This window comes from Streptomyces sp. NPDC059900 (assembly GCF_050270335.1).
Taxonomy (GTDB): domain Bacteria; phylum Actinomycetota; class Actinomycetes; order Streptomycetales; family Streptomycetaceae; genus Streptomyces.
Window position 1 is genome coordinate 1 of record NZ_JBNNJZ010000820.1, and the last position, 2,804, is coordinate 2,804.

Here is a 2,804-nt window from a genome sequence, read left to right on the forward strand (position 1 = left end):
GTAGAGGGAGCAGTGATCGGCCAGCATCTCGCCCAGGGATTGAGCCTGCCGCACGGTAGGGCGCAGCAGAAACTTGTAGGCGCGTATCACCGCGACCACCCCCTCCAACGCCGCTGACAACTCTAGTGCGGGTCACCGACAACGGCGGTCCGCCCAGCGGCAAACCGCCGCTTGCTGCCCCGCTCACGCGGGAGCTTCGTTTCACCACCCCGCCTCAAGGCGGGGGTACCCACGAAGGAGACAGATGGAACACATCACCTACTCCCCCACGGTGAAGACCCCCGCCGATCGCTTCACGGGCGACGTCTACCTCAACATGATCGAATCTCCCGCGGAACCCGCCCGTCTCGCCGCCGCCCTGGTCCGCTTCACGCCGGGCGCCCGCACCAACTGGCACTCCCACGCCAACGGCCAGACCCTCTACATCACCGACGGGACCGGCCTGGTCGGCACCCGCGAGGGCCACGTCATCCGCGTCGGCGCCGGACAGACCGTCAAGTGCCCGCCCGGCGAGGAGCACTGGCACGGCGCCACCGACACCACGCTCATGGCCCACATCGCCATGGTCGTCGGCGACGCCGAGGGCGACGGAACCACCTGGCTCGAACCGGTCACCGACGAGCAGTACACCGATGGCCTCAACAGGTAGCGGCGGCGAGGAAAAGACCGTGCGGACCTCGCCGCGTCCCGCTATCGTCGGCGGCATGAAGCGCGCTGCTGTGACGACGACGCCGGAGAGTGTCCCGGCGCGCTGACAGCTGTCTGAGTCGAAGCCCCGGGGCGAGTGCCCCGGGGCTTCGTCTTGCGGTCACTCGCCCGATATCCGCGAGGAGACCGCCATGCATGACCACCGCAAACTCGGCCGTGAACTGGACCTGTTCGACACCGATCCGCTGATCGGCGCGGGCCTTCCGTACTGGCTGCCCGACGGCGCGACCGTACGGCACACCCTGGAGGAGTACATCCGCGCCGCGGAGCAGCGGGCCGGGTACCGCCACGTGTACTCACCGATCCTCGGCAAGCGGGAGCTGTACGAGATCTCCGGGCACGGGGAGCACTACGGCGACGACATGTTCCCGCCGATGGCCCTCGGCGCCGAGCAGGTCCTGCTGCGGCCCAGCCTGTGCCCGCACCACGCGGTGATCTACCGCTCCCGCTCCCACAGCTATCGCGAGCTGCCCCTGCGGATGGCCGAGTTGGGCGGCATGTACCGCTCGGAGCTGTCGGGCGTGCTCGGCGGACTGAGCCGGGTCCGGGCCATCCAGCTCAACGACGCCCACATCTTCTGCACCCTGGACCAGGTCGCCGAGGAGGCGCGGGCCGCACTGGAGATGATCCGCCGGGCCTATGAGGCGCTCGGCATCACCCCGGCCCGCTACCGGCTCTCCCTGCCGGGCCCCGGTGGCAAGTACGTCGCCGCGCCCGACAAGTGGCAGCGGTCCACCGCCCTGCTGGCCGACGTCCTGGACCGCTCCGGCCTGCCGTACGAGGCGGCCGAGGGCGAGGCCGCCTTCTACGGCCCCAAGATCGACGTGCAGGTCGCCGACGGCGCCGGCCGGGAGTCCACCCTGTCCACCGTCCAGGTCGACTTCCACCAGCCCGAACAGTTCGACCTGCACTACATCGGCGCCGACGGCGCCAGACACCGCCCCGTCATGGTGCACCGCAGCATCATCGGCAGCGTGGAGCGAGCCGTGGCCCATCTCATCGAACAGCACGGCGGCGCCTTCCCCGCCTGGCTCGCCCCCACCCAAGTGGCGATCCTGCCCGTCTCCGCCGCCGAACTGCCCAACGCCGCAGCTCTCGCCCGGCGCTGTGCGGACCTGGGGCTGCGCGCCGAGATCGCGGGACCGGAGCGCGGCACCCTGGGCGCCCGTATCCGAGAGGCCCGCCTGGTCCCCTACCAGGCCGTCATCGGCGCCAAGGAGGCCGCGGACGATCACGTTGCCGTGCGGCTGCGCGACGGACGCCGACTCGCCCCGCAGCCGGCCGCCGACGTACTCACGCGTATCAACGCCCTCGTCGGTGCCCACAGCACCGACCTGTGGAGCGAGGCTGCCGCCTAGCTGGGGCGGGGGCCGTCAGGGGCGCGTTGCGGGCGGGACGGTCAGCACCGGGGTGTAGTAGTCGGCAGTCTGCTGCTCCGCGACGGGCGTGCCCTCCACGGCGATCCAGGCATGCGCGGAGAAGGGCTGGGTGCGCACCCCGGTGCACCAGGTCGGCCACACCCCGCGCAACCGGCACAGCAGGGTGGCGGCCAGGGAGCGTTGCAAGCATCCCGTGTTGGTGGCGCAGCGGCGGCTGACCGTGACGACGGCGGCGCGGGCTGCCTGTGCCTGCGAGGCCGTGGCCGGGGTGGCGCCCGTCCGCAGCCGGCGCAGCACGCGGCCGATCGTGTGCGGGGAGCGGGTGGCCAGCAGCCGGGCAGCGGCGACGGCGAGCCAGGCGGCCGGCCGCCGCGACAGCGGCAGCGGCTCGCGGGCGGCGAGGGTCACGTCATGGCTCATGGGGGTCGTCCCTTCGGGCCGGACCGATACGGAGTGGCGCTGTCACTGTCAGGGGCGTAGGGCAGCCGGAGGAGCGGGAACGAGAACAGGAGCAGGAGCAGTGTTCAACGCGTGGTCAGGGCGTCGGCTTCGCGCAGTGTGCGCAGCAGTGCCTCGACGTCGTCGCGGGCGCGGTCGGCGGCTGCCGGGTGGCGCGCGGCCAGCTCGGCCGCTGCCTGCTCTGGCATGCCGCCTTCCTCCAGAGTCCGCAGTACCAGGGCGGCTGTGGCATTGAGCCGCCAGTAACGGCCGGTGCGC

4 protein-coding genes and 1 pseudogene are annotated in these 2,804 nt (G+C 71.8%); 2 read left to right on the top strand and 3 right to left on the bottom strand.

Annotated features, from left to right (window positions below):
* Positions 1-90: pseudogene (locus tag ACQKIP_RS44415) on the bottom strand (RNA-guided endonuclease TnpB family protein); the annotation flags it as partial.
* A gap of 154 nt (positions 91-244) precedes the next feature.
* Here ACQKIP_RS44415 and ACQKIP_RS44420 point away from each other — a divergent pair.
* Complete coding sequence (locus ACQKIP_RS44420; RefSeq protein ID WP_365853504.1) at positions 245-649, top strand: (R)-mandelonitrile lyase; 405 nt, start codon at positions 245-247, stop codon at positions 647-649.
* A 172-nt stretch (positions 650-821) separates the two neighbouring features.
* The gene (gene thrS, locus ACQKIP_RS44425; protein WP_427745593.1) at positions 822-2,066 is read left to right on the top strand and encodes a threonine--tRNA ligase; all 1,245 of its coding nucleotides are present in this window, start codon (positions 822-824) and stop codon (positions 2,064-2,066) included.
* Between the two features lie 15 nt (positions 2,067-2,081).
* Here the strand turns inward: thrS and ACQKIP_RS44430 are convergent, their stop codons facing one another.
* Positions 2,082-2,507 (bottom strand): lasso peptide biosynthesis B2 protein, encoded by a 426-nt coding sequence (locus ACQKIP_RS44430; RefSeq protein WP_365853506.1) that lies wholly within the window; start codon positions 2,505-2,507, stop codon positions 2,082-2,084.
* A 104-nt stretch (positions 2,508-2,611) separates the two neighbouring features.
* Positions 2,612-2,804 (bottom strand): lasso peptide biosynthesis PqqD family chaperone (locus ACQKIP_RS44435; protein ID WP_427745592.1); only part of this gene is annotated, 193 nt, incomplete at its 5' end.

Excerpts from the sequence above, each read along its gene's own strand:
- ACQKIP_RS44420 (WP_365853504.1), top strand. The coding sequence starts at position 245 with ATGGAACACATCACCTACTCCCCCACGGTGAAGACCCCCGCCGATCGC.
- ACQKIP_RS44430 (WP_365853506.1), bottom strand. The coding sequence starts at position 2,507 with ATGAGCCATGACGTGACCCTCGCCGCCCGCGAGCCGCTGCCGCTGTCG.